The organism is Streptomyces sp. JB150 (assembly GCF_011193355.1).
Lineage (GTDB): Bacteria > Actinomycetota > Actinomycetes > Streptomycetales > Streptomycetaceae > Streptomyces.
This window is the reverse complement of sequence record NZ_CP049780.1, coordinates 2350712-2377387: the sequence shown is the minus strand read 5'-3', so window position 1 is coordinate 2377387 and position 26676 is coordinate 2350712. Positions and strand designations below refer to the sequence as shown.

Below are 26676 nucleotides of genomic sequence, written 5' to 3'. Positions count from 1 at the left end.
CCGCCGTTGTCAGTGGGGCGTGCCATGCTTGTCCCGATGGCCAGGAAATCCGCGAATGACGACCCCCTCGCCCCGGTGACGCTCGCCGTGGGTCAGGAGGACCTGCTGCTCGACCGTGCCGTGCGGGAGGTGGTGGCCGCCGCCAGGGCCGCCGACGCCGACACGGACGTACGTGACCTGACCCCGGATCAGCTGCAGCCCGGCACCCTCGCCGAGCTGACCAGCCCGTCGCTCTTCGCGGAGCGCAAGGTCGTGGTCGTACGCAACGCGCAGGACCTGTCCGCGGACACGGTCAAGGACGTCAAGGCGTACCTCGGCGCGCCGGCCGAGGAGATCACGCTGGTGCTGCTGCACGCGGGCGGCGCCAAGGGCAAGGGCCTGCTGGACGCCGCGCGCAAGGCGGGCGCGCGGGAGGTGGCCTGCCCGAAGATGACGAAGCCGGCGGACCGGCTGGCGTTCGTCCGGCAGGAGTTCCGGGCCACCGGGCGCTCCGCCACCCCGGAGGCCTGCCAGGCGCTCGTCGACGCCATCGGCAGCGACCTGCGCGAGCTGGCGTCCGCCGTGTCGCAGCTGGTCGCCGATGTCGAGGGCACCATCGACGAGGCCGTCGTCGGGCGGTACTACACCGGCCGCGCCGAGGCGTCGAGCTTCACCGTCGCCGACCGGGCGGTCGAGGGCCGGACGGCCGAGGCGCTGGAGGCGCTGCGCTGGTCGCTGGCGACCGGGGTCGCCCCCGTGCTGATCACCAGCGCGCTCGCCCAGGGCGTCCGCGCGATCGGCAAGCTGTCCTCCGCGCGCGGCGGCCGGCCCGCCGACCTCGCGCGTGAACTGGGCATGCCGCCGTGGAAGATCGACCGGGTCCGCCAGCAGATGCGGGGCTGGACCCCGGACGGGGTGGCGGTCGCGCTGCGGGCCGTCGCGGAGGCCGACGCCGGCGTGAAGGGCGGCGGCGACGACCCGGAGTACGCCCTGGAGAAGGCGGTCGTGACGATCGCGCGGGCCGCGCGCTCCAGAGGGCGGGCGTAGCGGGGGAGGAGGACAATCGGCCGTATCAGCCGTACATCGCCGACGACGGAGAGGTGGCGATCGCCATGGCTGAACACCCGCACGCCCAACTCGTACGCAAGGGCTTCGAAGCGTTCACGCGCGGGGACATGGACACCCTGCGCGGACTGATGACCGCGGACTGTACCCACCACGTGCCCGGCACCCACCCGATGTCCGGTGACTTCAAGGGCCAGGACGCGATCATCGACATGTATCGCCGGATGGGCGAGACGACCGGCGGGAACATGCGGGTCGAGCTGCGCGGCGTCGCCGTGGACGGCCGGGGACACGCGGTCGGCATGGCCCTGTTCACGGCGGACCGCGACGGCAAGCACATCGAGGACTTCGGTGCCCTCGTCTTCCGTATCGTCGGTGACAAGATCAGCGACATCGACGAGTGCGTGCAGGACATGGACGCGAGCAACGACTTCTGGTCCTGACCGTCACGGAACAGCCGAAGGCCCCGCCGCCCGCCCTGGGGAAGGACGAGGCGGCGGGGCCTTCGGATCAAGCTGCTGAGGCCGTTCCCGCGTGGCGAACGCAGGCCGCGAACGGACTCGGGGTGCCGGTCGGGAGCGGATGAGAGAGGGCCCGCCCTGGGTCCGCCCGGCGATCAGACCAGATAAGGGGTTCAGCCCTTGAGGGACGCGACCTTGGCAGCCAGGGCCGACTTCTTGTTGGCGGCCTGGTTCTTGTGGATGACGCCCTTCGAGACGGCCTTGTCGAGCTGACGCGCGGCGGCGCGCTGGTACTCGGTGGCCTTCTCGACGTCACCCGCGGCAGCGGCCTCACGGGCCTTGCGGATCGCGGTCTTCAGGGAGGACTTGACGGCCTTGTTGCGCAGCCGGGCCTTCTCGTTGGTCTTGATCCGCTTGATCTGGGACTTGATGTTCGCCACGAATGAGCCTTTTCAGGTTCAGGCACGGGGCGAGAGGGATCCGGAGTGGATCCCGCGTCCCGTGCCAGGTGATTTCTTGGGGTCGTGCCTCGCGCTGAGAGGGCATGAGACACAGCTCCCTACACTACCAGCGGCCCTTCCAGTGGCCCAAACCGGTCGCCGCGCCGCACCCGTGGGACCATGGAGGCTACGTAACGATCCGACCCGAGGCATAAGGCGCCTCAAGAGACAGGACCCTGCGTGCCCGCGACCCCTAACAATGTGCCCGAGCCGAGCCGTACCGACCCGGCTCTGATCCGCAATTTCTGCATCATCGCGCACATCGACCACGGCAAGTCCACGCTCGCCGACCGGATGCTCCAGCTGACCGGCGTCGTCGAGCAGCGGCAGATGCGCGCCCAGTACCTCGACCGCATGGACATCGAGCGCGAGCGCGGCATCACGATCAAGTCCCAGGCGGTGCGTCTGCCGTGGGCCCCGACCCACGACAAGAACAACACGCACATCCTCAACATGATCGACACGCCGGGGCACGTCGACTTCACCTACGAGGTCTCGCGGTCGCTCGCCGCCTGCGAGGGGACCATCCTCCTCGTCGACGCCGCCCAGGGCATCGAGGCGCAGACCCTCGCCAACCTCTACCTGGCGATGGAGAACGACCTCACGATCATCCCCGTCCTGAACAAGATCGACCTGCCGGCCGCGCAGCCCGAGAAGTTCGCCGAGGAGCTGGCCAACCTGGTCGGCTGCGAGCCGGGCGACGTGCTGAAGGTTTCCGCGAAGACCGGTCTGGGTGTCGAGGCGCTGCTGGACAAGGTCGTCGCCGAGATCCCGCCGCCGGTCGGCGTCAAGGACGCCCCCGCCCGCGCGATGATCTTCGACTCGGTCTACGACTCCTACCGCGGCGTCGTGACGTACGTCCGGGTCATCGACGGCCAGCTCAACAAGCGCGAGCGCATCCGGATGATGTCGACCGGCGCCACCCACGAGCTGCTGGAGATCGGCACCAACTCGCCCGAGATGCTGCCCGCCGACGGCCTGGGCGTCGGCGAGGTGGGCTATCTGATCACCGGTGTGAAGGACGTCCGCCAGTCCAAGGTCGGTGACACCGTCACCAGCCAGCACAAGGGCGCCACGGAGGCGCTCGGCGGCTACAAGGACCCGAAGCCGATGGTCTTCTCGGGTCTTTATCCGCTGGACGGCTCCGACTACCCCGAGCTGCGCGAGGCGCTGGACAAGCTCCAGCTCAACGACGCCGCGCTCGTCTACGAGCCGGAGACCTCCGCGGCCCTCGGCTTCGGCTTCCGCGTCGGCTTCCTCGGCCTGCTCCACCTGGACGTGATCCGCGAGCGCCTGGAGCGCGAGTTCGGCCTGGACCTGATCGCCACCGCGCCCAACGTGGTCTACCGCGTGATCATGGAGGACGGCACCGAGGTCGTCGTCACCAACCCCAGCGAGTTCCCCGAGGGGAAGATCGCCGAGGTGTACGAGCCGGTCGTGCGGGCGACGATCCTCGCCCCGACCGAGTTCATCGGCGCGATCATGGAGCTGTGCCAGACCCGCCGCGGCACCCTGCTCGGCATGGACTACCTCTCCGAGGACCGCGTCGAGATCCGCTACACGCTCCCCCTCGCGGAGATCGTCTTCGACTTCTTCGACCAGCTGAAGTCAAAGACCCGCGGCTACGCCTCCCTCGACTACGAGCCCACGGGCGAGCAGTCCAGCTCCCTGGTCAAGGTCGACATCCTGCTGCACGGCGACAAGGTGGACGCCTTCTCGGCGATCACGCACAAGGACCAGGCGTACGCGTACGGCGTGCGGCTCGTCGCCAAGCTCAAGGAGCTGATCCCGCGGCAGAACTTCGAGGTGCCGGTGCAGGCCGCCATCGGCTCCCGGGTGATCGCCCGCGAGACGATCCGCGCCATCCGCAAGGACGTCCTCGCCAAGTGCTACGGCGGTGACATCTCCCGTAAGCGGAAGCTGCTGGAGAAGCAGAAGGAGGGCAAGAAGCGGATGAAGATGGTGGGTTCCGTGGAGGTTCCGCAGGAGGCCTTCATCGCGGTGCTCTCCAGCGATGACGGTGCGGCATCCGCCAAGGGCAAGAAGTAACCGCGAGTAACCGTGCCGGTTCACCGGCAAACCGGACGCTCAGGGGCCCGTCGTACGAAAGTGCGGCGGGCCCCGCCGTATGAGCGGGGTGTCCCGGCGGGGAAAGCTCAGGTGAAAGTGACAGGCCTCGGGCTCTTACGCAGCGGCCGGTCGGGCTCTACCCTGTCCCTGCTCGTGGTTACTCGCGAGTTAAACAACGCGCCGTGAGGGAAAAGCCCCACCGATATAGCCGTACGGACACCCAGAACAGCCCACTGAGCCAGTCCCACACAGCCACCCCCCGCAGAGCCACCCAGAGCCAGCCCCCACAGAGCCACCCCATAGAGCCAGCCCCACTGAGTCAGCCCCACTGAGCCAGCCGCACCGTCGCGGGCCCCGGAGGATGTCGTGACCGACACACAGACCCTGATCGAGAACCGTCCGCCGTCCGTCGCGGGCCTCTTCCTGGAGCGCGTGGCCGCCACCCCGGACGCGGAGGCCTACCGCTACCCGGTGCCGCCGGCCTCCGGGCAGGGGCCCGACGACTGGAAGTCGCTGAGCTGGGCGCAGGCCGCCGAGCGGGTGCACGCCATCGCGGCCGGGCTGATCGAGCTGGGCGTCCAGCCGGAGCAGCGGGTCGCCCTGGCCTCCGCCACCCGCATCGAGTGGATCCTCGCCGACCTCGGCATCATGTGCGCGGGCGCCGCCACCACCACGATCTATCCGCAGACCAACGCCGACGAGTCGGCCTTCATCCTCGCCGACTCCGGCAGCCGGGTGCTGATCGCGGAGAACGCCGAGCAGCTCGCCAAGGCGCGCGAGAAGCGCGCCGAGCTGCCCGAGCTGACCCATGTCGTGGTCATCGACCCCGCCGGCGTCGAGACCGGCGACTGGGTGCTCACCCTCGACGAACTCCAGGCCCGCGGCACCGCCCGGCTGGAGAAGGACCCCGAGCTGATCGAGCAGCGGGTCGGCGCGATCACCAAGGACCAGCTGGCCACCCTCATCTACACCTCCGGCACCACCGGCCGCCCCAAGGGCGTGCGGCTGCCGCACGACAACTGGTCGTACATGGCGAAGGCGATCGCCGCGACCGGCCTGGTCGGCCCCGACGACGTGCAGTACCTGTGGCTGCCGCTCGCGCACGTCTTCGGCAAGGTGCTCACCTCCGGGCAGATCGAGGTCGGCCACGTCACCGCCGTCGACGGCCGCGTCGACAAGATCATCGAGAACCTGCCGGTCGTCCAGCCGACATACATGGCGGCCGTCCCGCGCATCTTCGAGAAGGTCTACAACGGCGTCGCCGCCAAGGCGCGGGCGGGCGGGGCCGCCAAGTACAGGATCTTCCAGTGGGCCGCCGAGGTCGCCCGCGAGTACGCCAAGGTCACCCAGGACAACTTCCGCCGCACGGGCACCGCCAGCGCCCCCTTCGGGCTGTCGGCCAAGCACAAGGTCGCCGACGCGCTCGTCTACTCCAAGCTGCGCGAGGCGTTCGGCGGCCGGCTGCGCGCCTGCGTCTCCGGCTCCGTCGCCCTCGCCCCCGAGATCGGCTACTTCTTCTCCGGCGCCGGCATCCACATCCTGGAGGGCTACGGCCTCACCGAGTCCTCCGCCGCCTCCTTCGTCAACCCGGGCGAGGCCTACCGCACCGGCACGGTCGGCAAGCCGCTGCCCGGCACCGAGGTGCGCATCGCCGAGGACGGCGAGATCCTGCTGCGCGGCCCCGGCATCATGGAGGGCTACCACGGGCTGCCCGAGAAGACCGCCGAGGTGCTGGAGCCGGACGGCTGGTTCCACACCGGCGACATCGGCGAGCTGTCCGCAGACGGCTACCTGCGGATCACCGACCGCAAGAAGGACCTGTTCAAGACCTCCGGCGGCAAGTACGTCGCGCCGACCGAGATCGAGGGCTCCTTCAAGGCGATCTGCCCCTACGTCTCCAACATCCTCGTCCACGGCGCCGACCGCAACTTCTGCACCGCGCTGATCGCCCTCGACGAGACGGCGCTCCTCGGCTGGGCGAAGGAGAACGGCCTGGAGGGCAAGTCGTACGCCGAGATCGTCGCCGCGCCGCAGACGGTCGCGATGGTCGACGGCTACGTCAAGCAGCTCAACGAGGGCCTTCAGCGCTGGCAGACCATCAAGAAGTTCCGGCTGCTGCCGCGCGACCTCGACGTCGAGCACGGCGAGATCACCCCGAGCCTCAAGCTCAAGCGGCCGGTCGTGGAGCGGGAGTACAAGCACCTGATCGAGGAGATGTACGAGGGCACCCGCGAGGCGTAGCCCCCGAGGCGCCGATGCCGCCAGGCTCGCTCCGGCCTCGCCCCCCCGGCCCGGCCCGGTCCGGTCCCGTCCGGAACAGACTGGGCCAGGGGCATAGGTCAGACGCTCGGATCCGGCCGTCAACAGTCCGGATTCGACCAGGTGCGGCGCACGCTTCTCACTCATGACGGACCACTTCGATAACTCCACGCGTTCGGGCGGGCTCGGTCTGTCACCCTGTCGGCAGCATCGACCGACTGCCCGGGGAGCTGGAGATGGGGGCCATACCGACACAGCGGGAGTCTTCGAGGCCCTCGGAGACCGACGCCGTCCTCGCGCACCCGCCCGAACGGTGGGAGGCCCGCGCGACCCTGGCCGGCGGCCCCCACGCGCCGGGCGCCGCCCGCCGGCTGCTGCGCACCGCGTTACGCGAGTGGGCCGACCTCGGACTGCCCGGCGCCGACCGGGCCGGCGAGGACGCGGCCGTGGTCGTCAGCGAGCTGGTCACCAACGCCGTCGTGCACGCCGGCACCGACGTGGACCTCGTCTGCCGGCTGGAGCCGGACACCGGCGCGCTCGTCGTCGAGATCTCCGACCGCCACCCCTCCCGCGCCCCGCGCGACGGCGCCGCCGACCCCGGCCACGGCACCCCCGAGTACGGCCGCGGCCTGCGCCTCGTCGCCGCCCTCTGCGAATCCTGGGGCGTCACCTACCGCCGGGGCGCCAAGACGGTGTGGGCGCGCCTGACCGGCGAGGACCACCCGAACCCGGACGACTCCGGTCCCGGGTCGGGTTCCGGCTCCGTTTCCGGCACCGGAGACTCCCTCGCGACCGCGGGGCTCCTCGCCCCCGTACGCGCCGAACGCGACCGCGAGTGGCTCGGACGCGGTGCGCTCTCCTTCCTCGCCGAGGCGTCCGACCTGCTCGCCGGGCAGCTCGACGAGGACCTGGTCGCCGCGCTCACCGGCCAGCTGCTCGTGCCCCGGCTCGCCGACTGGTGCGCGATCTGGCTGGAGGACGAGTCCATGGGCCGCGGCCGCCGCACCGACGCCGGCACCGGCGTCCCCGGCCCCCGCCTGGCCCGCGTCTGGCACGCCAGCGAGGACCACATGGAGAACCTGCGCCTGGCCCTGGAGAAGGAACCGCCCCCGGTGAACGACGAACCCGACGCCGGCGGCCCGATGCCCTATCCCTGGCCGGCCGAGGCGCTGGACCCGCCCGCCCGGCCGGGCCCACCGCGGCCCGCCACAGGCCCGACCGCCCCCGCCACCGAGGGCACCGCCCCCTCCGAGGGCACCACCTACGGTGGCGGAGGCACAGCGAGCGCCGAAGGGCAGGGAGGCACGGCCCTCGCCTTCCGGCTCGTCGCCGGCGGGCGTCCCCTCGGCTCGCTCGTCGTCGGACGGGCCGGGACCGACGCGCTGCCCGGTGAGGTCACCGGGCTGGTCGAGGACCTCAGCCGCAGGGTGGCGCTGGCCATCGGGGCGGCCCGGCAGTACGCCCGGCAGGTCACCATCAGCGCCGTGCTCCAGCGCGGACTGCTGCCCGGCGCGGTCGCCGAGATCCCCGGCATGCGCAGCGCCCTCGTCCACGAGCCCTGCGACAAGGGCGGACCCAGCGGCGACTTCTACGACCTGTTCCCCGCGGGCGACGGCCGCTGGTGCTTCGCCGTGGGAGACGTCCAGGGCAAGGGCCCCGAGGCGGCCGTCGTCATCGGACTGGCCCGCCCCTGGCTGCGGCTGCTCGCCCGCGAGGGCTACCGCGTCGCCGACGTCCTCGACCGCCTCAACCAGCTCCTCCTCGACGACGCCACCGAGGCCGCGGACGCCGCCGCCCGCGCCCTGGCCGGCCCGGTCGCCCCCGGCGACGGCCCGCAGACCCGCTTCCTGTCCCTCCTCTACGGCGAGCTGGTCCCCTTCGACGGCGGCGTCCGCTGCACCCTCGCCGCCGCCGGACACCCGCTGCCCCTCCTCCTCGGCCCCGACGGCGCAGTCCGCACCGTCGCCCGCCCGCAGACCCTGCTCGGCGTCGTCGAGGACGAGACGTACACCGGCGAGACCTTCGAGCTGCGCCCCGGCGACACCCTGCTCTGCGTGACCGACGGCGTCACCGAGCGCCGCTGCGGCACCCGCCAGTTCGACGACGGCGACGGGCTGGCGGCGGCGCTGGCCGGCTGCGCGGGGCTGAGCGCGGAGCTGATCGCCGAACGGATCCGGCAGCAGGTGCACGACTTCGGCGGCACCCCGCCCGAGGACGATCTCGCGCTGCTCGTCCTCCAGGCGGAGCGACCGTCGTAGGCCGGGACAGGAGGAGACCTGGCAGACAGGCCGGGACCGGACGGGCCGGGACCGGACGGGTCAGGACGGGCCGGCGGTGCGGGACAATGGAGGACATGCCTTCCGCACTCCCCGACGGCGAGCCCGTCCCCGCCGACGGCGCGCTGCCCGCGTCCGCGCTCGCCGGGGCCGCCGGCCGCCCCCTCGGGTTCTACCTGCACGTCCCCTACTGCGCGACCCGCTGCGGCTACTGCGACTTCAACACCTACACCGCCACCGAGCTGCGCGGCACCGGCGGCGTCCTCGCCTCCCGCGACAACTACGCCGACACGCTCGTCGAGGAGATCCGGCTCGCCCGCAAGGTCCTCGGCGACGACCCGCGCGAGGTCCGCACCGTCTTCGTCGGCGGCGGTACGCCCACCCTGCTGGCCGCCGCCGATCTCGTACGGATGCTGGGGGCGATCCGCGACGAGTTCGGGCTCGCGGCCGACGCGGAGGTGACGACGGAGGCGAACCCGGAGTCCGTGGACCCCGCCTACCTCGCCGAGCTGCGGGAGGGCGGCTTCAACCGGATCTCCTTCGGCATGCAGAGCGCGCGGCAGCACGTGCTGAAGGTGCTGGACCGCACGCACACCCCCGGGCGCCCCGAGGCATGCGTAGCCGAGGCCCGCGCGGCCGGCTTCGCGCACGTCAACCTCGACCTGATCTACGGCACCCCCGGCGAGTCCGACGACGACTGGCGCGCCTCCCTGGACGCCGCCCTCGGCGCCGGCCCGGACCACATCTCGGCGTACGCCCTGATCGTCGAGGAGGGCACCCAGCTGGCCCGGCGGATCCGCCGCGGCGAGATCCCGATGACCGACGACGACGTCCACGCCGACCGCTACCTGATCGCCGAGGAGCGGCTCACGGCCGCGGGCTTCGACTGGTACGAGGTCTCCAACTGGGCCACCTCCGAGGCGGGCCGCTGCCTGCACAACGAGCTGTACTGGCGCGGCGCGGACTGGTGGGGTGCGGGCCCCGGCGCCCACTCGCACGTCGGCGGCGTGCGCTGGTGGAACGTGAAGCACCCCGGCGCGTACGCGGCGGCACTCGCGCAGGGGCGCTCCCCGGGCGCCGGCCGGGAACTGCTCTCCGAGGAGGACCGCCGGGTCGAGCGCATCCTCCTGGAACTGCGCCTGCGCGAGGGCGCCCCGCTGAGCCTCCTCCACGAGGAGGGCCTGAAGGCATCCCGCCGAGCGCTGTCCCAGGGACTGCTCCAGGCGGAACCGTACGAGCGGGGGCACGCGGTACTGACCCTGCGGGGGCGGTTGCTGGCGGACGCGGTGGTCAGGGATCTGGTGGACTGAGGCGGTATCCCCGGACCACCCGACCATCCGACCATCGGTCCGGGAGCGGCGCACGTGCCCGTCAGATGTCTGCGAACGCTGGTCGGGGGACGCCTCCGGATGCCACGATGTGGGCCACCAGCGGTTGCCAGGGGGGCCACATGCGAGTCGAGGTGCGGGTCGATGCGGAGTCGGCGGAGCTTCGCTCCCTGTACCGGTGGCTGAGGGCGGACGAGGAGCTGCGCTCCGCCGGCATCAGCCTGTCCGGCACGGACGCGGCGCCGGGTGAGATGGGCTCCGCCCTGGACGTCATCGAGGTGCTTCTGGACAACGCCTGGTCGGCCGCGTCGCTGGCGGTGGCCGTGATGGCGTGGAGACAGACGCGTCCGGGCCCGGGCCGGGCCACGCTGCGCGTCGGGCAGACCGAGATCGAGATCAGCGGCGCCGACGAGGAGCAGGTGCGGCGTCTGGTCGCCGTGTGCGCGCAGGTGGACGACGGCCAGGATCCCGCCGCCGCGACCGGCGCGGGCGAGGACGCGAGCGCGTAGGCGACCATGGCGTCGATGCCCAGCCCCGCCGGGAGCCGTGCCGTGCTCATCGGCGTCAGCCGTTACGACCACCTGACCGACGTGCCCAACGTGGAGCGCAACCTGGGGGACCTGCGGCGCCTGCTGACCAGCCCCCGGTCGTGGAACCTGCCCGAGGAGAACTGCCTCGTCATCCCCGACCCCGCCGATGACCAGCAGGTGCTCGTGGCAGTGCAGAAGGCCGCGGAGCAGGCCACCGATGCCCTGCTGGTCTACTACGCGGGCCACGGCCAGATCGACTCCGACGAGGAGGAGTTCTTCCTCACTCTCCCCGGCAGCCGGCCCCACACCATGTGGACCGGCATCGAGTACCGGTATCTGCGCCGTGAAATCCAGAAGTCGAGAGCCCGGGCGCGCATAGTCATCCTGGACTGCTGTTACGCCGATCGCGCCACGATGAGCGGTGAGGACATCGACCTGGCCGAGAAAGCCGCGGCCGACGGCACCTGCGTCCTGGCCGCAGCCGCGGGGAAAGCCCGGTTCGAAGAGGCGGAGCGCCACACCTTCTTCACCGGGGAGCTGCTCGACATCCTGACGCATGGCGTTCCGGGCGGGCCCCCGCTGCTGGACGCCGACAGCGTGTTCCGGGTCGCCCGCGACAACCTGGTCCGGCGTGGAAAGCCCAGGCCGACCATGAAAACGAGCAACACGGCCGCCGCTGTGCCGCTGGCCTGCAATACGCAGTACGCGTCGCCCGCCGACGTCCCACGGCAACCGGCACGGAAGCAGCCTTCCAGCCCACCGGTCGAGGCGGAGGACACCACGGTGCACTTCACCCGACGCCACAGCTGCCTGGCCGGGTTGCTCCTGCTGTTCGCCCTCCTTCTGGTCCTGGCCGCCGGCGGCCTCACCGTCGGTGATCCCCTCTTGGTCTACAAGGGCTTCAGAGGTCGGATCCCCGCCGGAGATCCGCGTGAGGACGTGATCGCCTACAGCGTGCTGTCGGTGTTGGCAGTCGGCTGGCTCGGCTTCCGGTTCCTGTTCGCCCCGTACGAGCTGCGTATCTCCGCGGAGGGTGTTCAGGTGCGGCGTAGATCGGACGAACGGTGGGTGGCCCGCTACTCCTGGCACCGCGTCCTCGAGGCCCGCGTCGAGTGGGTGCCGGCACGTCGACACGGGCACGGACCGTTTCTGCTCTTGCTCCGGTTGCGTGAGGGAACGCCTGCCCAGCTTCCGCGGGCGGCCCGGCGCGCCGGGCGACGGTGGGGGCTCGACGGTTCCTGCGTCGCCGATCTGGGCCGTCTCGCCTGCACACCGCACGAGGTCGACCAGGCCCTCGAACGCTTCGCTCCCCGCGACGTGTGGACCCGGACGCAGGCGGCTCAACGCGCCGGATACACCGCCCCCACGCCCACCGAGATCCGCCCGGCGACGACGCTGCACGGCACGACGCGCCGCGCACTCCTGGGCGTCCTCACCCTTGTCCTCACCGCCATCGCCCTGATCCCCGCCGTGATCGTCCCCGCCACCGTCCCCGCACGGTACGGATGGGCGTTCGTCCCGATGACCCTGTGGACGCTCTTCCTGCTGGTCCCCGCGCTGCTGCCGGCCCTGCTGCTGTGGCATGGCGGAAGCCTGTCCATCGGTCCCGACGGCATCTCTCACTCGAGCAGGCGCGGCACCCGGCACTGGACCTGGGACCGGATCGACCGCGTCGGCATCGTGTCCTGGCGGCGGCGCACCCCGGCGAGCGGGGCCGTGTTCCTCAGGCCGCGCGACCTGCCGTCGTCCCGTCCGGCCAAAGGCGTCGACGCGCTGCTCGCCCCCCTGGAAGCCCGATTCGGTGGCGTCCTCGTCTGCGACCTTTTCTCCATGGGGATCTCCCGTGAGGAATTCGAAACTGTCGTCCGCCGGTATGCCGGGGACCTGTGGGACCCCCACCCCCGCCCGCACGGGATCGTCCGGGACGACCAGCACGCGGCCCACTACGAAGGCGACTTCGCGGGGCCGCGTAGCTGGGTGGCGGCGATCGGTGCCGTCACAGCGACGTCCGTCCTCGGCGGCATCGCCGGGAACCTGGTCGGGGACCCTCACTCCACCGACCCTTGGCTCGGCGGAGTGATGGCCTACACGTTCCTGCTCGCCGGCTGCCTCCCGTTCCTCGTGCTGCGCTCCCGGCTCACCGTGCGGATCGACCACCGGACGTTCGTCCTCGAGTCACGCGCCCGCCGGCTGACCATCCCCTGGGACCATGTCGACGCGACGGAGCGCCTCACCTCGGGGTCCGGCAAGAACACGCCCGACGACGTGGTCCTGTGGCTTCGTCCCGAGGACGCCTCCGGCTACCGCGGCTACTGGCGGTTGGGAGCGCACCTGAAGGGAGTCGAGCTGCGCATCGCCACCCTCCGTTCCAAGGGAGCCATGGACATCCCCGCCGAGCAGGTGGACGCCGCACTGCGGCGGTTCGGCCCGGAGCGCTTCCGGTCCGGCGCGCCCGCGGCCGGAAGCGCAGGCCTCCCCCCTGACCAGGGCAGCCCGGCGGAGGACACGCCCCGGCGTCCGTGACCCCGGCTAGGCCGGTGGTGCCGTGACGAAGTCGATCAATTCCTCCACCCGGCCCAGCAGTTCCGGCTCCAGATCCTTGTAGGACTCCACCCGCTTCAGGATCGCCTGCCACACCGCCCCGGTGTTGTCCGACGGCCAGCGCAGGGCCCGGCACACGCCGGTCTTCCAGTCCTGGCCCTTCGGGACCTCGGGCCAGGCCGGGATGCCCAGGGCCGACGGTTTCACCGCCTGCCAGATGTCGATGTACGGGTGGCCGACCACGAGGGCGTGTTCGCTGGTGACCGACTGGGCGATCCGCCACTCCTTGGAGCCCGGCACCAGGTGGTCCACGAGGACGCCGAGGCGGGCGTCCGGTCCGGGGGCGAAGGAGTCGACGACCGCCGGGAGGTCGTCGACGCCCTCCAGGTACTCCACGACGACGCCCTCGATGCGCAGGTCGTCGCCCCACACCTTCTCGACCAGCTCGGCGTCGTGGCGGCCCTCGACGTAGATACGGCCGGCGCGGGCCACGCGGGCGCGGGCGCCGGGGACGGCCACGGAGCCGGAGGCGGTGCGGGCGGGCCGTACCGGAGCGCCGGACGGTGGCCGGACGAGGGTGACCACCTTGCCCTCCAGCAGGAAGCCGCGCGGCTCCAGCGGGAACACCCGGTGCTTGCCGAAGCGGTCCTCCAGGGTGACCGTGCCCGCCTCACAGCGGATGACCGCGCCGCAGAAGCCGGTCGCGGGCTCCTCGACCACCAGGCCGGGCTCGGCCGGGACCTCGGGGACCGGCTGGGGCTTCTTCCAGGGCGGGGTCAGGTCGGGGGAGTACTGGCGCATTCGGATGACGATATGGACAGCGCCGGACGGGTTCAGCGCGACACGCCGAAACGGGCCGCCAGGGCGTCGCGCTGGCGCCGCACGAACGCCGCGTCGACCACCGCGCCGTGGCCGGGCACGTAGAGCGCGTCCTCGCCGCCGAGGGCCAGCAGGCGGTCCAGGGCGTCCGGCCAGCGGGACGGGACGGCGTCGGGGCCGGCCTGGGGCTCGCCGGACTCCTCGACCAGGTCGCCGCAGAACACGACCTCCGTCTCGCCGGGGACGAGGACGGCCAGGTCGTGCGCGGTGTGCCCGGGGCCGACGTTCGCCAGCAGGACCTGGCGGCCGCCGCCCAGGTCGAGGGTCCACTCGCCGGAGACGTGATGGCGGGGCGCGGCCAGCGCGCCCGCGGCCTCGGCCGCCGTCGCCTCGTCCAGGCCGTTGCGTACGGCGTCGGCCCGCAGCTCCTCCCGGGCCCGCCGCGAGGTGAGCGCCGCGTCCACGCCGACCGCCCCGTACACCTCCGCGCCCGCCAGCGCGGCGGCGCCGAAGACATGGTCGAAGTGGGGGTGGGTGAGCGCGAGATGGGTCACACGCCGGCCGGAGATCTCCTCCGCCTCGGCCCGCAGCCGGGCGCCCTCCGCGAGGCCGGATCCCGCGTCGATCAGCAGCGCCGTGCCCTCGCCCAGGACCAGGCCCGCCGTGCAGTCCCAGCCCGGCAGGCGGCACCGGCCGACCCCGGTCGCCAGCCGTTCCCACCCCAGCTCTTCCCAAGTCACCGTCATACCCGCGACGCTAACGGGGACGGCCCCGGCCGCACGACCTCGCAGGACCGGCCTTGCCCGGGCCGTACCCGACGGCCGTACACTGGGCCGGTAAGGCTGGCACTCACACAGGGCGAGTGCCAGGGGGAGCGCCAAGGGGACCGACCGCTGGAGGTGTGCGCGGATGCTCAGTGAACGACGGCTTCAGGTATTGCGCGCCATCGTCCAGGACTACGTCGGAACCGAGGAGCCGGTCGGCTCCAAGGCGCTCACCGAGCGGCACAACCTCGGCGTCTCGCCGGCCACGGTCCGCAACGACATGGCCGCCCTGGAGGACGAGGGGTACATCGCCCAGCCGCACACCAGCGCCGGGCGGATCCCCACCGACAAGGGCTACCGGCTCTTCGTCGACAAGCTCGCCGAGGTCAAGCCGCTCACCGCGCCCGAGCGGCGCGCGATCCAGAACTTCCTCGACGGCGCCGTCGACCTCGACGACGTCGTGGCCCGCACGGTGCGGCTGCTCGCGCAGCTGACCCGGCAGGTCGCGGTCGTGCAGTACCCGTCGCTGACCCGGTCCACGGTGCGGCACGTGGAGCTGCTGTCGATGGCACCCGCGCGGGTGATGCTGGTCCTGATCACCGACACCGGACGGGTCGAGCAGCGGATGATCGACTGCCCGGCGCCGTTCGGCGAGACGTCCCTGGCGGATCTGCGGGCGCGGCTGAACAGCCGGGTCGCGGGCCGCCGTTTCACGGATGTGCCGCAACTGGTGCAGGATCTCCCCGAGGGCTTCGAACCGGAGGATCGCGGTACCGTTCAGACGGTGCTCTCCACCCTGCTGGAGACGCTGGTCGAGCGCACCGAGGAGCGGCTGATGATCGGCGGCACCGCCAATCTCACCCGCTTCGGACATGACTTCCCCCTCACCATCCGCCCCGTCCTGGAGGCGCTGGAGGAGCAGGTCGTGCTCCTCAAGCTGCTGGGCGAGGCGAAGGACTCGGGCATGACCGTGCGCATCGGCCACGAGAACGCCCATGAGGGACTCAACTCCACGTCGGTGGTGTCGGTCGGCTACGGTTCGGGCGGCGAGGCAGTCGCCAAGCTCGGCGTGGTCGGACCGACCCGCATGGATTACCCGGGAACGATGGGAGCGGTACGAGCGGTGGCACGGTACGTCGGACAGATCCTGGCGGAGTCGTAGGTGGCCACGGACTATTACGCCGTTCTCGGCGTGCGCCGCGACGCGTCGCAGGAAGAGATCAAGAAGGCCTTCCGGCGGCTCGCTCGCGAGCTGCACCCGGACGTCAACCCCGATCCGAAGACCCAGGAGCGGTTCAAGGAGATCAACGCCGCTTACGAGGTGCTGTCGGACCCGCAGAAGAAGCAGGTCTACGACCTCGGTGGCGACCCGCTGTCGCAGAGCGGCGGCGCGGGTGCCGGCGGCTTCGGCGCGGGCGGCTTCGGCAACTTCTCCGACATCATGGACGCGTTCTTCGGCACGGCGTCGCAGCGCGGGCCGCGCTCGCGCACCCGCCGCGGCCAGGACGCGATGATCCGGATCGAGGTCGAGCTCGACGAGGCGGCCTTCGGCACCACCAAGGACATCCAGGTCGACACCGCGATCGTCTGCTCCACCTGCAGCGGTGAGGGCGCGGCGCCGGGCACCTCGGCGCAGACGTGCGACATGTGCCGCGGCCGCGGTGAGGTCTCGCAGGTCACCCGGTCCTTCCTGGGCCAGGTCATGACCTCGCGGCCGTGCCCGCAGTGCCAGGGCTTCGGCACGGTCGTGCCGAACCCGTGCCCGGAGTGCGCCGGCGACGGCCGGGTCCGCTCCCGCCGCACCCTGACGGTGAAGATCCCGGCCGGTGTCGACAACGGCACCCGGATCCAGCTCGCGGGCGAGGGCGAGGTCGGCCCCGGCGGCGGCCCCGCCGGTGACCTGTACGTCGAGATCCACGAACTCCCGCACCCGACCTTCCAGCGGCGCGGCGACGACCTGCACTGCACGGTGACGATCCCCATGACGGCGGCGGCCCTCGGCACCAAGGTGCCGCTGGAGACGCTGGACGGCATGGAGGAGGTCGACATCCGTCCGGGCACCCAGTCCGGCCAGTCGATCCCGCTGCACGGCCGGGGCGTCACGCACCTGCGCGGCGGCGGCCGGGGCGACCTGATCGTCCACGTCGAGGTGCAGACCCCGACCAAGCTCGACCCCGAGCAGGAACGCCTCCTGCGCGAGCTGGCCAAGCTGCGCGGCGAGGAACGCCCGCAGGGCCAGTTCCAGCCGGGGCAGCAGGGCCTGTTCTCGCGGCTGAAGGACGCGTTTAACGGCCGCTGAGGCGGGCGCGGGCGCGCGCGGGCGCGGCTGGGCCGGGACGCGGCGTCGAGGCGGCCGGGGGGCCGGCCCGGGGGCGGCCCCGGGCAGGCGCGGTCAGCCGGGTCAGGAGGGCCCGTTCTCCTGGCTCAAGGACGCGCTCGACGGCCGCTGAGGCCCGGTTTCGCGCAAGCCGGGTCCCGTGGGTGCCGGTGGTCTATGCCAGCCGGGCGCCCGGTTTCGGACTTGTTCGGGGGACGTGACAACATGCCGTCATGTCCTCCGCACTGACCGATCTCTTCCCCCACCCGATCGTGCAGGCCCCCATGGCGGGCGGCGTCTCCGTGCCGCAGCTCGCCGCCGCCGTGTCCGAGGCAGGGGGGCTCGGCTTCCTGGCCGCCGGGTACAAGACGGCCGACGGCATGTACCAGGAGATCAAGCAACTGCGGGGGCTGACGAACCGCCCCTTCGGCGTGAACCTGTTCATGCCGCAGCCCGAGCACCCCGGCGCGGGCACCGGCTCCGGCGCAGCGACCGACGCCGCGTCCCCTCATGCCGCCGCCGTCGATGTCTACGCCCATCAGCTGGCCGGTGAGGCCGCCTGGTACGAGACCGAGCTGGGCGACCCGGACAGCGGCCGCGACGACGGCTACGACGCCAAGCTCGCCGTGCTGCTGGACAACCCGGTGCCCGTCGTCTCGTTCCACTTCGGCGTGCCCGGCCGGGACGTCCTGGACGCGCTGCGCCGGGCCGGGACCTTCACGCTCGTCACCGCCACCACCGTCGACGAGGCCCGCGCCGTCGAGCGGGCCGGGGCGGACGCGGTGATCGTGCAGGGCGTGGAGGCGGGCGGCCACCAGGGCACCCACCGGGACATCCCCGAGAACGACGGCTCCGGCATCGGACTGCTCTCCCTGACGGCCCAGGTCCGCGAGGCGGTCCGGCTGCCCCTCGTCGCCGCCGGCGGCATCATGCGCGGCAGCCAGATCGCCGCCGTCCTCGCCGCCGGGGCCAGCGCCGCGCAGCTCGGCACCGCGTTCCTCGCCACCCCCGAGTCGGGCGCCCACGCCGTGCACAAGCAGGCGCTGACCAACCCGCTGTTCACCCGCACCGCACTCACCCGCGCCTTCTCCGGCCGCCCCGCGCGCGGCCTGGTCAACCGGTTCATGCGCGAGCACGGGCCGTACGCCCCCGCCGCCTACCCGGAGATCCACCACCTCACCTCGCCGCTGCGCAAGGCCGCCGCCAAGGCCGGTGACGCGCAGGGCATGGCGCTGTGGGCCGGGCAGGGCCACCGGATGGCCCGCGAACTGCCCGCCGGGCAGCTGGTGGAGGTGCTGGCGGCCGAGCTGGCGGCGGCCCGGACAGCGTTGTCGGAAGGCGGCCGGCGATGACGGCACCCGTGTTCGTGGTCGACCACTTCGACGCGGGAAGCGGCGGCCGGTACGTCCTCGACGGCCCCGAGGGGCGCCACGCGGTCTCCGTGAAGCGGCTGCGGCCCGGCGAGGACGTCATCCTCACCGACGGCGCCGGCCGCTGGGCGGACTGCGTGGTCCTCGGCACCGAGGGCAAGGACCGCCTCATCGTCCAGCTGGACTCCTACTCGCAGGAGCCGCCCGAGCAGCCCCGCATCACCGTCGTGCAGGCCCTGCCCAAGGGCGACCGCGGGGAACTCGCCGTCGAGACCATGACCGAGGTCGGCGTCGACGCGATCGTGCCGTGGCAGGCCGCCCGCTGCATCACCCAGTGGAAGGGCGACCGCGGACTGAAGTCCCTCGCCAAGTGGCGTGCCACCGCCCGCGAGGCGGGCAAGCAGTCCCGGCGGGTCCGCTTCCCCGAGGTCGCGGACCTCGCGTCGACCAAGCAGGTCGCCGCGCTGCTCGCCAAGGCCGACTTCGCCGCCGTACTGCACTCCGACTTCGAGTACGGCAGCGAGCCGCTGGCCACCGCCGAACTGCCCGCCGAGGGCGAGATCGTGCTGGTCGTCGGCCCCGAAGGGGGCGTCGCCGCCGACGAGTTGACGCTGTTCCGGGAGGCGGGCGCCAAGGCGTACGTCCTCGGCCGGAGCGTGCTGCGCACCTCCACCGCCGGCACGGCCGCCGCGGCCCTCCTCCTCGGCCGCACCGGCCGCTGGTCCTGACGCCGCGCGGAAGGCACCGCCGAACTCGCCCGAGTCCGCCCGCTGGTCACCGACTTCGCCGCCTGCCACCGCTTGTACGCCGATTCTCCTCGGCCTGCAACCGCAGTCCGGGGCGGGGGACGGGCCGTACGAGAGGTTCAGCCCCGCCACCGGCTCGGCGGGCATCGCCCTCCAGGACCGGGCCACGACGGCTCAGGTGCCGGTCGAGCCGGGCGAGGCCGCGAACGGGCACCGCTCCCTGTCGTGCCGCGCGCCGACGACCTCGACGCCCGCTGCGCGGAGATCACCGCCCGGGGGGCGCGACCCGGCTCCACGGCCCCGCTCCCGGCCGGTCGGACGCGCGTCGCCCACCTCAAGGACCCGGAGGGGTACCTGGTGGAGTCGCGGGAGTGGCTGCTGCTGCGCGGCGGGCGGCGGCGCCCGGCAGCAGCGCCCAGCCGTCCACCTGCTGCTCTCGGGGACCGGGCAGCAGCCCGCGCCCCGCGGCCTCGTCGACGAGCGCGCGCACGCTGCCCGGCTCGTTGAGGTTCAGCCCGTTGCCGTGCTCGTCGCTCACGTAGCCGCCGGGCTGATAGCCGCCCTCGACGGCACGCCCGGGCCCCGCCCGGAAGACGATCCGCGTCCGCCGCCCGTCCCGCAGCAGCCCGACCACCTCCTCACAGGGCCGCCCCTGACCGTGCCGGTGCCGGACACTCCACAGATAGGTCGTCGTCTCGTCCACCACGAGCCGTCGCAGACTGCCCTTCTTGCGCATCCGGGCAGGCTAGCGCGGTGACCGCACGGGTTTCGCCGGGCTGGCGGTCGGAGCGGGAAACTGATGCGGTCACAGCCCGCCCGGAGCCACCAGCGCAACCACGAGGGCAGTCAGGAGAAAGAGTGCCACTCCTCCGTGAAGAATCACGGCGAGAGTTGTCTTGATCTTGACGGCCATGCTCCATGGTCTGCTCTGCCGGCGCGCCGCCGAGCATGACATCCACAGCCCCGGCGGTGCGACGATGAGAGCTCCGAAGGCCCCGGGGACCGCCAGCCAAACCGCCTCGTTCTGGGCTCCCAGCAGCCAGGCGAACAGGCAGGCTGCCTGGGCGACGAGTAGCCGACGGGCGCGTGACAGCCGACCACGGGGGACAGCGGTCGTCGGGGGCTGAGGCGGTCGCGGAGGCACATAGGGGGCCTGTTGCGTGCGGGCCGTGGGCGACGCCTGGTGCAGCGCCGCGCGCATCGACTCCGCGTCCGGGTATCGGTGGGCCGGATCTTTCGCCAGGGCGCGAGCCAGTACGGACTCCAGCGCCGGGTCTGCCGCGATGCCCAAGGAGGCAAGGGTGGGTGGCGGAGCACTGAGGTGCAGGTATCCGATCGCATAGGCGGAGTCCGCCTCGAAGGGGAGCCGCCCGGCGAGCATCTGGAACAGCATCACGCCGACCGAGTAGAGATCCGACCGGCCATCGATGTCTGAGCGGCCCAGCACCTGCTCGGGCGACATGAAGTGCGGAGTGCCGATCAGCAGGCCGGTCCGGGTGAGGGCGGTCCCCGCCCCCTCCGCGGCCCGCGCGATGCCGAAGTCTGCCACCTTCGCCGTCCCGTCGGCCGCCAGCAGCACGTTCCCCGGCTTGATGTCGCGGTGGACCAGCCCTTGCGCGTGGGCCACGGCGAGCCCGGCCAGCACTTGCGATGCGAGATGCAGAGCCTGCGCCACCGGCAGGGGACGCCCTGCGTGCAGCAGATCGGCGAGGCTGTGGCCGTCGACGAGTTCCATCACGATGTACGGGACGGGCTCGTCCCCCATGTCGTGCACCGCCACCACATGTGGATGGCTGATGGCGGCCATGGCCTGCGCCTCACGCCGGAACCGGGCCGGATACCCGGCATCGAACGACAGGCCGGTCCGCATCACCTTGAGGGCGATCATCCGGGCCAACTTCATGTCGTAGGCCCGAAAGACGTCCGCCATGCCGCCGCTGCCGAGCTTCGCCTCGATTCGGTAGCGGCCACCGGCCAGCACCGCTCCAAGTCCTGATGTGTCCCCCACGTGGCCGAGGATGGCACAAGTCACTCACGTGCCGGCGAAGTCCGGCGAATTGTCCCGGCGCGCTCGTTGATGCGATAGGGCAGAGCAGCGCCGGGGCACGGGATATGCGGCGGCCGGTGACAGCCCTGCTGGTCGCGGTGGTTGGGCGGCGCCCGAGCGGAAGCACGGCGGACGGTGCGTGGCCGTATGCGCTCTTCCGTGGCCCGGCGGTCGGTGGCAGCATGCCCCCCATGGGGGCGTTGAGGCGGGTTTGGGGTCGGTCCTTCGGGCGTGGGGCGGTTGCCGTGGTGGCGCTCGGTGTGGGTGTCGGTGGTGTGGTGGCGTGTGAGCCGGGCGGGCTGAGTTCGGCGACCGTGGCGTACACGACGGACGAGACGGTGACCCGGGAGCTGGAGCGGCAGAAGGCGGACGTGCGGTGGCTGAGCTGCACGGCGAACGTCGGGGACGGCGGGCGCTCGACGCCCAGTGCCGGCGAGGACACCGTCGCCGACGTGCGGTGCGAGGGCGAGACCACCGACGGCAAGGAGATCACCGTCGACGGCAAGGTGACCCGCGCGGTCAACGGCCGCTGCGTGCGCGGGGACATCGTCGCCAAGGTGGACGGCAAGGAGTGGTTCCGCGTCAACGGCCTCGGCGACTGCGACGCCCCGAGCACCCCGCCGGTGAACCAGCCGTCCGGTGCCGGTCCCGACCCGGACGTCACGGTGACGGTCACCAAGACCGTCTGGTGTCAGCGCGATCCGCAGTGCTGGCCGGAGGGCAAGTGATCCAGAACCCTGTCCGGGCCGCCGCCGCTTGCGTAGGGTGATCGGGTGACGCAGTCTTCCACGCCGGGGTATCTCCGATTTCCGCATCCGCACGGCGAGTTGGTGGCCTTCACCGCCGAGGACGACGTGTGGCTCGCCCCGCTCGACGGCGGCCGGGCCTGGCGGGTCAGCGCCGACAACGTGCCGGTGAGCCACCCGCGCATCTCGCCCGACGGCACCACCGTCGCCTGGACCTCCACCCGCGACGGCGCCCCCGAGGGGCACATCGCGCCCGTCGACGGCGGCCCGTCCAAGCGGCTGACCCACTGGGGCAGCCGGACCACCAAGGTGCGCGGCTGGACCCCCGACGGCCACGTCCTGGTGACCGGCAGCCACGGCCAGGCGAGCACCAGCCGCACCTGGGCGCACGCCGTCCCGCTCGACGGGGGACCGGCGGTGACCCTGCCGTACGGGCCGGTCTCCGGGGTGGCGTACGGGCCGCGCACCGTGCTGCTCTCCGCGGGCATGGGCCTGGAGGCGGCCCGCTGGAAGCGCTACCGGGGCGGCACCGCGGGCAAGCTGTGGATCGACCGGGACGGCGACGGCGAGTTCGTCCGGCTCCACGAGGACCTGGACGGGAACATCGAGTACCCCTTGTGGACCGGGGACAGGATCGCCTTCCTCTCCGACCACGAGGGCACGGGAGCCGTCTACTCCTCCCTCGCGGACGGATCCGACCTGCGCCGCCACACCCCCCTCGGCGACACCTCCCACCCGGCCGGGACCGGGACCGGGGGCGGCTTCTACGCCCGCCACGCGGCCGGCGACGGCACCCGCGTCGTCTACTCCCGCGCCGGTGAACTGTGGCTGCTGGACGACCTCGACGGCGCCGAGCCGCGCCGCCTCGACATCCGCCTCGGCGGGCAGCGCACCGACCGGCAGCCGTACCAGGTGAACGCCGCCCGCTGGGTCGGCGGCGCCGCGCCCGACCACACCGCCCGGGGCAGCGCCGTCGCCGTGCGCGGCGCCGTGCACTGGGTCACCCACCGCGCCGGCCCCGCCCGCGCGCTCGCCGCCACCCCCGGCGTACGGGCCCGGCTGCCGCGCACCTTCCGGGTGGACGGCGAGGAGTGGGTGGTGTGGGTGACGGACGCCGAGGGCGAGGACGCCCTGGAGTTCGCACCCGCCACCGGACTCGCGCCCGGCGCCACCCCGCGCCGGCTGGCCGCGGGCCGGCTCGGCCGGGTACTGGGCCTGGCGATGGCCCCGGACGGCAGCCGCGCCGCGGTCGCCGCGCACGACGGGCGGGTCCTGCTCGTCGAACGGGAGACCGGCGAGGTCCGCGAGGCCGACCGCAGCGAGCACGGCGACGTCTCCGGGCTCACCTTCTCACCGGACTCGGCCTGGCTGGCCTGGTCGCACCCCGGTCCCAGCCCGCTCTGCCAGATCAGGATCGCCCACACCACCGACCTGACCGTCACCGAGGCGACCCCGCTGCGCTTCCAGGACTACGCGCCCGCCTTCACCCTCGACGGCAAGCACCTGGCGTTCCTCTCCACCCGCTCCTTCGACCCGGTCTACGACGAGCACGTCTTCGACCTGGCGTTCGTCACCGGCGACCGCCCGTACCTGATCACCCTCGCCGCGACCACGCCCTCCCCGTTCGGCCCGCAGCGGCACGGCCGCGCCTTCGACGCGCCGGACAAGGACGAGACCCCCGACAGCGAGGGCACCCCCGCCACCCGCGTCGACCTCGAAGGCCTGGCCGACCGGATCGTGCCGTTCCCCGTCGAGGCCGGCCGCTACTCCACCCTGCGCGCCGCCAAGGACGGCGTGCTGTGGCTGCGCCACCCCGTGCAGGGCGTCCTCGGCGCCTCCCGCGCCACCCCGGACGACCCCGACCCGCACACCGAGCTGGAGCGCTACGACCTCGCCCAGCAGCGCCTGGAACACCTCGCCGCCGACGCCGACCACTTCGAGGTCAGCGGCGACGGCAAGCGGGTGCTGCTGTGGACCGACAGCCGGCTGAAGGTCGTGCCCAGCGACCGGCGCGCCTCCGGCGACGAGGACAGCGACAGCAACATCACCGTCGACCTCTCCCGCGTCCGCCAGACCGTCGATCCGGCGGCCGAGTGGCGGCAGATGTACGACGAGGCCGGCCGGATCATGCGGGACCACTTCTGGCGGCCGGACATGAGCGGCGTCGACTGGGACGGCGTCCTCGACCGCTACCGGCCCGTCCTCGACCGCGTCGCCACCCACGACGACCTGATGGACCTCCTCTGGGAGGTGCAGGGCGAACTCGGCACCTCGCACGCGTACGTCATCCCGCGCGGCGGACACGGCCACGGGGACCGGCAGGGCCTGCTCGGCGCGGACCTCTCCCGGCACCCGGACGGCACCTGGCGGGTCGACCGGGTGCTGCCCTCGGAGACCTCCGACCCCGAGGCCCGCTCCCCGCTCGCCGCGCCCGGTGTCGCGGTGCGCGCCGGGGACGCGATCGTCGCCGTCGGCGGGCAGCCGGTGGACCCGGTCACCGGGCCGGCGCCGCTGCTCGCCGGCACCGCGGGCAAGCCGGTCGAGCTGACCGTCCTGCCCGCCGGCGGGGGCGAGGTGCGGCACACCGTGGTCGTGCCGCTCGCCGACGAGGAGCCGCTGCGGTACCACGCGTGGGTGGCCGGCCGGCGGGCGTACGTCCGCGAGCGCTCCGGCGGGCGGCTCGGCTACCTCCACGTCCCGGACATGCAGGCCCCCGGCTGGGCCCAGATCCATCGCGACCTGCGGGTCGAGGTCGCCCGCGAGGGCCTGATCGTCGACGTCCGCGAGAACCGGGGCGGGCACACCTCCCAGCTCGTGGTGGAGAAGCTGGCCCGGCGGATCGTCGGCTGGGGCGTGCCGCGCGGCATGCGGCCGTACAGCTATCCCGAGGACGCGCCGCGCGGGCCCGTCGTCGCCGTCGCCGACGAGTTCTCCGGCTCCGACGGCGACATCGTCAACGCGGCGATCAAGGCACTCGGGCTGGGGCCTGTGGTGGGCACCCGCACCTGGGGCGGCGTCATCGGCATCGACAGCCGCTACCGCCTCGTCGACGGCACCCTCGTCACCCAGCCGAAGTACGCCTTCTGGCTGGAGGGGTACGGCTGGGGCGTGGAGAACCACGGCGTCGACCCCGACGTCGAGGTCGTCCACCGCCCCCAGGACCACGCCGCCGACCGCGACCCCCAGCTCGACGAGGCCGTCCGCCTGGCCCTGCAATCCCTGGAATCCACCCCGGCAAAGGTCCCCCCACCTCTCCCGTGACGACCGCGCCGACCGCACAGAGGCCTGCCCTCCCCACCCGCACCCGCCCACGACGCCCGGCCCCCCTTAGGGGCGGGGGAACTGCGCGAACGCTCCCCACTACCCGCACCGGCCCACGACGCCCGGCCCCCGTCCCCCTTGGGGGCGCGGGGAACTGCGCGAACAACCCCCACTACCCGCACCCGGAAAGCGACGCCCCACCACACGCCCCCCAGGGGCGCGGGGAACTGCGCGAACAACCCCCACAACCCCCCACCGACGATACGATGCCCCCACAGACGATCACCCGCTCAACCCCCGGAGGGACCATGGCAGGGGAGCCACAGGACGACTGCTTGTTCTGCAAGATCGTCGCGGGCCGCATCCCGGCGACGATCGTCCGCGAGACCGAGACCACCCTCGCCTTCCGGGACATCAACCCCCAGGCACCCACCCACATCCTGGTCATCCCCAAGGCGCACTACCCGAACGCCGCCGAACTCGCCGCCGCCCGCCCCGACCTCGCCGCGGACGTGCTCCACGAGACCCGGGCCGTCGCCGACGACGAGAAGCTCGACAGCTACCGCACCGTCTTCAACACGGGCAGCGGCGCCGGCCAGACCGTCTGGCACGTCCACGCGCACGTCCTCGGCGGCCGCGGCCTGGAATGGCCCCCCGGGTAAGCGGTACGCGATCGTGTCCGTCCGTGAATTGGTGGTCCTCGGCACCGCCAGCCAGGTCCCGACCCGGCACCGCAACCACAACGGCTACCTGCTGCGCTGGGACGGCGAGGGCATCCTCTTCGACCCCGGCGAGGGCACCCAGCGCCAGATGCTGCGCGCCGGCGTCGCCGCCCACGACCTGAACCGGATCTGCGTCACCCACTTCCACGGGGACCACTCGCTGGGCCTGCCGGGCGTGATCCAGCGGATCAACCTCGACCAGGTGCCGCACCCGGTCACCGCCCACTACCCGCGCTCCGGCCAGCGCTTCTTCGACCGGCTGCGCTACGCCACCGCCTACCGCGAGACGGTGGGGGTGACCGAGGCCCCGGTCGACGCCGACGGCACCCTCGCCCGCACCCCCTCCTACACGCTGGAGGCCCGCAGGCTCTCCCACCCGGTCGACTCCTACGGCTTCCGGCTCGTCGAGCCCGACGGCCGCCGGATGCTGCCCGAGCGGCTGGCCGCGCACGGCATCACCGGCCCGGACGTGGGCCGTATCCAGCGGGAGGGCTCGCTCGGCGGGGTGACCCTGGCGGACGTCAGCGTCCTGCGCCGAGGGCAGCGGTTCGCGTTCGTCATGGACACGAGGCTGTGCGACGGGGTGTACGCGCTGGCGGACGGCTGCGACATGCTCGTCATCGAGTCGACGTTCCTTGACGAGGACGAGCATCTCGCCACCGAGCACGGTCATCTGACGGCGGGTCAGGCGGCGCGGGTGGCCAGGGCGAGCGAGGTGCGCCACCTCGTCCTCACCCACTTCAGCCAGCGCTACACCGACCCCGGCGAGTTCGAGCGCCAGGCGCGCGCCGCCGGGTTCGAGGGCGAGCTGACGGTGGCGTCCGACCTGCTGCGCGTACCGGTCCCGAAACGCAGGTAAACGGGGCGTACCATGC

21 protein-coding genes and 1 pseudogene are annotated in these 26676 nt (G+C 72.7%); 17 read left to right on the top strand and 5 right to left on the bottom strand.

Annotated features, from left to right (window positions below):
• Positions 1-36 precede the first annotated feature (36 nt).
• Both holA and G7Z13_RS11090 read left to right on the top strand, forming a co-directional pair.
• The gene (holA, locus tag G7Z13_RS11095; protein WP_206313049.1) at positions 37-1026 is read left to right on the top strand and encodes a DNA polymerase III subunit delta; all 990 of its coding nucleotides are present in this window, start codon (positions 37-39) and stop codon (positions 1024-1026) included.
• 65 nt (positions 1027-1091) lie between these two features.
• Positions 1092-1487 (top strand): nuclear transport factor 2 family protein, encoded by a 396-nt coding sequence (locus G7Z13_RS11090; protein WP_165998294.1) that lies wholly within the window; start codon positions 1092-1094, stop codon positions 1485-1487.
• 191 nt (positions 1488-1678) lie between these two features.
• Here the strand turns inward: G7Z13_RS11090 and rpsT are convergent, their stop codons facing one another.
• Entirely contained in the window at positions 1679-1945 is a 267-nt protein-coding gene (rpsT, locus tag G7Z13_RS11085; RefSeq protein ID WP_086168781.1) for a 30S ribosomal protein S20, read from the bottom strand.
• 240 nt (positions 1946-2185) lie between these two features.
• Here rpsT and lepA point away from each other — a divergent pair, with 240 nt between their 5' ends.
• The 6 genes from lepA to G7Z13_RS11055 all read left to right on the top strand — a co-directional run bounded on the left by lepA (position 2186) and on the right by G7Z13_RS11055 (position 12991).
• A complete protein-coding gene (gene lepA, locus G7Z13_RS11080) occupies positions 2186-4054 on the top strand; it encodes a translation elongation factor 4 (RefSeq protein WP_165998292.1) in 1869 nt (622 codons plus the stop codon).
• A gap of 387 nt (positions 4055-4441) precedes the next feature.
• Positions 4442-6316 carry an AMP-dependent synthetase/ligase gene (locus G7Z13_RS11075; RefSeq protein ID WP_165998290.1) on the top strand — a complete coding sequence of 625 codons (1875 nt, stop codon included), beginning with the start codon at positions 4442-4444 and terminating at the stop codon, positions 6314-6316.
• A 254-nt stretch (positions 6317-6570) separates the two neighbouring features.
• Positions 6571-8592, top strand: coding sequence for an ATP-binding SpoIIE family protein phosphatase (locus G7Z13_RS11070; RefSeq protein ID WP_165998288.1), 2022 nt, complete (start codon positions 6571-6573; stop codon positions 8590-8592).
• A 95-nt stretch (positions 8593-8687) separates the two neighbouring features.
• Positions 8688-9920 (top strand): radical SAM family heme chaperone HemW, encoded by a 1233-nt coding sequence (gene hemW / locus G7Z13_RS11065; RefSeq protein WP_165998287.1) that lies wholly within the window; start codon positions 8688-8690, stop codon positions 9918-9920.
• Positions 9921-10060: 140 nt separating this feature from the next.
• A complete protein-coding gene (locus G7Z13_RS11060; RefSeq protein WP_165998285.1) occupies positions 10061-10447 on the top strand; it encodes a hypothetical protein in 387 nt (128 codons plus the stop codon).
• Positions 10448-10462: 15 nt separating this feature from the next.
• Positions 10463-12991, top strand: coding sequence for a caspase family protein (locus tag G7Z13_RS11055; protein WP_165998283.1), 2529 nt, complete (start codon positions 10463-10465; stop codon positions 12989-12991).
• A 6-nt stretch (positions 12992-12997) separates the two neighbouring features.
• Here the strand turns inward: G7Z13_RS11055 and G7Z13_RS11050 are convergent, their stop codons facing one another.
• Positions 12998-13810, bottom strand: coding sequence for a DUF3097 domain-containing protein (locus G7Z13_RS11050; protein ID WP_165998281.1), 813 nt, complete (start codon positions 13808-13810; stop codon positions 12998-13000).
• Positions 13811-13842: 32 nt separating this feature from the next.
• Positions 13843-14574: an MBL fold metallo-hydrolase gene (locus G7Z13_RS11045; RefSeq protein ID WP_165998279.1), complete on the bottom strand. Its 732-nt coding sequence runs from the start codon at positions 14572-14574 to the stop codon at positions 13843-13845.
• 163 nt (positions 14575-14737) lie between these two features.
• On the opposite strand from G7Z13_RS11045, the gene hrcA reads away from it, so the two are divergent.
• The 5 genes and pseudogenes from hrcA to G7Z13_RS33615 all read left to right on the top strand — a co-directional run.
• Positions 14738-15754 carry a heat-inducible transcriptional repressor HrcA gene (gene hrcA, locus G7Z13_RS11040; protein WP_165998278.1) on the top strand — a complete coding sequence of 339 codons (1017 nt, stop codon included), beginning with the start codon at positions 14738-14740 and terminating at the stop codon, positions 15752-15754.
• Positions 15755-16891 (top strand): molecular chaperone DnaJ, encoded by a 1137-nt coding sequence (gene dnaJ / locus G7Z13_RS11035; protein ID WP_165998276.1) that lies wholly within the window; start codon positions 15755-15757, stop codon positions 16889-16891.
• Between the two features lie 251 nt (positions 16892-17142).
• On the top strand, positions 17143-18261 hold the full coding sequence (locus G7Z13_RS11030) for a nitronate monooxygenase (RefSeq protein ID WP_165998275.1): 1119 nt from the start codon (positions 17143-17145) through the stop codon (positions 18259-18261).
• The gene (locus G7Z13_RS11025; protein WP_165998273.1) at positions 18258-19007 is read left to right on the top strand and encodes a 16S rRNA (uracil(1498)-N(3))-methyltransferase; all 750 of its coding nucleotides are present in this window, start codon (positions 18258-18260) and stop codon (positions 19005-19007) included. Before G7Z13_RS11030 ends, G7Z13_RS11025 begins: the two co-directional genes overlap by 4 nt.
• Positions 19008-19049: 42 nt before the next feature.
• Positions 19050-19415 (top strand): annotated as a pseudogene (locus G7Z13_RS33615) (VOC family protein); the annotation flags it as partial.
• Here the strand turns inward: G7Z13_RS33615 and G7Z13_RS11015 are convergent.
• Together G7Z13_RS11015 and G7Z13_RS11010 are read right to left on the bottom strand one after the other, a co-directional pair.
• Positions 19360-19761, bottom strand: coding sequence for a hypothetical protein (locus tag G7Z13_RS11015; RefSeq protein ID WP_165998272.1), 402 nt, complete (start codon positions 19759-19761; stop codon positions 19360-19362). The pseudogene G7Z13_RS33615 and the gene G7Z13_RS11015 sit on opposite strands and share 56 nt — an antisense overlap.
• 69 nt (positions 19762-19830) lie before the next feature.
• Positions 19831-21033, bottom strand: a complete 1203-nt coding sequence (locus G7Z13_RS11010; protein WP_165998270.1) for a protein kinase — start codon at positions 21031-21033, stop codon at positions 19831-19833.
• A 230-nt stretch (positions 21034-21263) separates the two neighbouring features.
• On the opposite strand from G7Z13_RS11010, the gene G7Z13_RS11005 reads away from it, so the two are divergent.
• The 4 genes from G7Z13_RS11005 (at position 21264) to G7Z13_RS10990 (ending at position 26660) form a co-directional block, all read left to right on the top strand.
• Complete coding sequence (locus tag G7Z13_RS11005) at positions 21264-21800, top strand: hypothetical protein (protein WP_206313048.1); 537 nt, start codon at positions 21264-21266, stop codon at positions 21798-21800.
• A 45-nt stretch (positions 21801-21845) separates the two neighbouring features.
• A complete protein-coding gene (locus G7Z13_RS11000; protein WP_165998267.1) occupies positions 21846-25079 on the top strand; it encodes a S41 family peptidase in 3234 nt (1077 codons plus the stop codon).
• Between the two features lie 308 nt (positions 25080-25387).
• Positions 25388-25741, top strand: coding sequence for a histidine triad nucleotide-binding protein (locus G7Z13_RS10995; protein ID WP_165998265.1), 354 nt, complete (start codon positions 25388-25390; stop codon positions 25739-25741).
• Positions 25742-25754: 13 nt separating this feature from the next.
• On the top strand, positions 25755-26660 hold the full coding sequence (locus G7Z13_RS10990) for a ribonuclease Z (protein ID WP_165998263.1): 906 nt from the start codon (positions 25755-25757) through the stop codon (positions 26658-26660).
• Positions 26661-26676: the final 16 nt, after the last annotated feature.